Genomic DNA, 3,049 nt, shown 5'->3' on the forward strand with positions numbered 1-3,049 from the left:
CATCAGTAGTGTAGCGGTCATCACCGGGCGTTGCCAACGCTCGAACTCGGGTTCGAATCCCGACTGGTGTATAACTGATTTTAATTGTTTTTTTGATTTTAATTGTTTTTTTGATTTTAATTGTTTTTTTGATTTTAATTGTTTTTTTGGTCCGTTTTTTTACATATTATATAACTCTTTTTATAGATTTGTGTGCTATTTATCAGGTGTGTCTCTTCAAACCTCTAATAATTACCAAACAGCTTACGTCATTTGAATATAATGGCATAAGTGAGAATTTGATTCATAAGATACATAGTTCCTGAACAAATATTCTCAAATTTCATTTTAAAATAGAGGTCTGGAGCTTATTATGCCAATGTTTCAAACGAGCTCATATTCAATGTTAACCCTTACATTTTTTCAATAATATTATGTGAACTGCGGCTACAGCACCTGGAAATAACTAATTGTTAACCAAAGAGTCGTTATCCAAAAAAGGATCCTTAACCAAAAAAGGATCGTTAACCAAAAAGTTAATTAAAACAGAAAATCATTATAATTATTGGATATACATCTCGAAAAGACAACAGAGTCTACTTGGAGAGATTATACCCACTATGTTGCAAACCTGAAATATCGTAAGGAGATTTGAACATGACCGGAAAGTTCCAGAAAAGAAATGCAGAACGGAAAGGTGTCAGAAAAGAATATGAACTGGAGCAGAAGTTAATAAAGAAAATCGTAGACGAAATTCAGGTAAGCGGCGGTGGATCTATAGAGTGAGCAAAAAGGTACACATAACAATTCAAGCTGGAGAGATTTCCGAACAGACCGTAGAAGTAGCTGAAAGCGCTACCTACGAAGACCTGCTTGATACGCTGGACATAAATCAGGAAACGGTACTTGTATTAAATGGAGGAAATGCTGTTCCCCTTGACGGGGCGATAAGTTCCGACAGACTAACAATCCTTAAAGTAGTTACAGGTGGCTGACCTGCCCTTTAAGGCAGGTTTCCTTCTTTATTTTAACTTATTTTTCCCCCTTTTTAGAGAGATTTTAAAGGTTACTTTTCTATGGAATTCTTCAATAACCAGGACACTTCTATATCCAGGGCTTTTCTCATTCAGATTTTCTTGTTCATATACATTTTAAACGACCGGAAGGTTTGAACAATCTCCAATAACCAGGACACTTCTATATTCAGGGCTTTTCTCATTCATATTTTCTTGTTCATATACATTTTAAACGACCGGAAGGTTTGAACAAAAGACAGAGCAAAGATGTAAAATGGGGACAAATCAGCAAATCGGCTGAAGGTGAATCATGCACCAAATGCCAGAGTATGCCGGAAAATCCTGAAAACCGTTGAAGAGATACCTGATAGGATGGAGATCAGAAAAGAAGGTAATCAGAAAAGAAGGGGATCAGAAAGGACGGAGATCAGAAAGGAAGGAGATCAGAAAGGAAGGAGATCAGAAAGGAAGGGGATCAGAAAGGAAACCCCGGGAAATGAAGGGTGAAAAACGAAGAAGAACAAAAAGAGGAACAGGACCTGGAAGAGATACAATTAAATGAATTAATAAGGGAAGGATTTGATTTCCATAATGGTGAGTTCCAGGACGGACTGTCAGCCATTATGGAGCTAACCCTTTTTAGATCCTTTACTTCGAAGGAGTAAGAGGCACCTTTTTGCTCATAACCTTCAGTTTTTTAATTGCTGAGATCGTTGCCTGAGATTCCTTGTAGATCTTATCCTCGTAATAGCTTATAATCTCATCAACCGGAGCTGCAAGAGAATAGATCTTTATCGGGCGCCCTTTACCGGGTTTCTTTTCCGAACGCACGTTGACCCAGGACTGATTCTTCATCAGCCTCATTGCAAGACTGACTTCGGGCTGCCGTAGTCCGGTACTGATTTCAATTTCGCGGGATGAAGCTTCGTCAACATTCATAAGATATGCCATAGTTGTGGCAACATTTCTTGACATCCCAAGGTTCCTTAACGTTTCAATAAAAATGTGGTCATTTTCGTCCAGCACTTTTACTTCATAGTCTTTCATGATAACCCCTATATTCCAATTTTTATAATTTTATGTGTCAGCTAAAGAATATCACGGTAATTATTATTCAGACCTTGAAAGGTAGCTTTCATAACTACCTGTTAACGCTGACAACAACTCTCAAAGTATTACACCATATGTATATTTATATGGTAACCTATCCCGTTTTAAAATATTTAATTCAGTAAAAAGCGTTTTTTCACAATCTAGCGGATTGTTTACGTTTTAAGTCCAACAATAAGTTATCAAAAACAAACGTAATATATTTCCATAACCGATTGCCAGAGAACCGTTTTGTGAAATTGATGGGAAGAGACGTATTGGTTCAGCAATTAAACCTATATACGTATATAATTAGAAGGTTATTCATCTCCAACAATTAATAATGTACTCATACTATTTAAAGTTGTATATATTAAAAAGGAATTGAAAAACTTTCAATCACACCTGACATTAGCAGGTATTGAAAAAGAATCAAACATCAGAGGCATAATAATCCCATGATCCGGATAAAAACCTGAGGGTATCACAACAAAAATATTATAATTGTACTGATCAAAGAAATTAAAGGGAAATATCCTGACAATAAAACGTCAAGGATAATTTAGAAATGTTTATATTCTCATTTCAGCGCAGATCAAACAATTATCTGAGGAACCAGATAAATCTGCAGCATTCGTTCCGACTTCTGAGAGATCTCTCTTGAAAGTGTTCAATCAGGGCAAACATGGAAATAAATAAAAAAAACTGGAGAAAAAAACTAAAAAATAGGGAATAACTGGAAAAAGCTGGAAAAAGCTGAAATTTCATGTAGCTTTTATTTCCCATGCTTTTTTATTTCCCATGCTTTTTTATTTCCCATGCTTTTTTATTTCCCGGGCTTACTTCTTCAGAGGTTATTTTGTTCAGTGACGGCTCCCGCCAATGAATTGGCAGGCATCTAAGGGATTGCACCTATGCTATACCGCCCTAGAGCAAATAATGTTTGTCTCGCCAACACCGTTCAA

At 36.4% G+C, this 3,049-nt stretch carries 4 protein-coding genes and 1 tRNA gene; 4 read left to right on the plus strand and 1 reads right to left on the minus strand.

What is annotated here, in order from left to right:
- Position 1: 1 nt before the first annotated feature.
- From EO93_RS14985 to EO93_RS14995, 4 genes are all read left to right on the plus strand, one after another.
- Positions 2–71: transfer RNA gene (locus tag EO93_RS14985), tRNA-Gly, on the plus strand.
- Positions 72–636: 565 nt separating this feature from the next.
- Entirely contained in the window at positions 637–765 is a 129-nt protein-coding gene (locus EO93_RS18540) for a hypothetical protein (protein ID WP_255350236.1), read from the plus strand.
- Complete coding sequence (locus EO93_RS14990) at positions 762–974, plus strand: MoaD/ThiS family protein (RefSeq protein WP_048133824.1); 213 nt, start codon at positions 762–764, stop codon at positions 972–974. Before EO93_RS18540 ends, EO93_RS14990 begins: the two co-directional genes overlap by 4 nt.
- A gap of 373 nt (positions 975–1,347) precedes the next feature.
- Complete coding sequence (locus EO93_RS14995; RefSeq protein ID WP_162198713.1) at positions 1,348–1,557, plus strand: hypothetical protein; 210 nt, start codon at positions 1,348–1,350, stop codon at positions 1,555–1,557.
- Positions 1,558–1,643: 86 nt separating this feature from the next.
- Here EO93_RS14995 and EO93_RS15000 read toward each other — a convergent pair whose 3' ends face one another.
- Complete coding sequence (locus EO93_RS15000) at positions 1,644–2,042, minus strand: transcriptional regulator protein (RefSeq protein WP_048126873.1); 399 nt, start codon at positions 2,040–2,042, stop codon at positions 1,644–1,646.
- Positions 2,043–3,049: the final 1,007 nt, after the last annotated feature.

This window comes from Methanosarcina sp. 1.H.A.2.2, assembly GCF_000979975.1.
Classification (GTDB): Archaea; Halobacteriota; Methanosarcinia; order Methanosarcinales; family Methanosarcinaceae; genus Methanosarcina.

Excerpts from the sequence above, each read along its gene's own strand:
- EO93_RS18540 (WP_255350236.1), top strand. The coding sequence starts at position 637 with ATGACCGGAAAGTTCCAGAAAAGAAATGCAGAACGGAAAGGTGTCAGA.
- EO93_RS15000 (WP_048126873.1), bottom strand. The coding sequence starts at position 2,042 with ATGAAAGACTATGAAGTAAAAGTGCTGGACGAAAATGACCACATTTTT.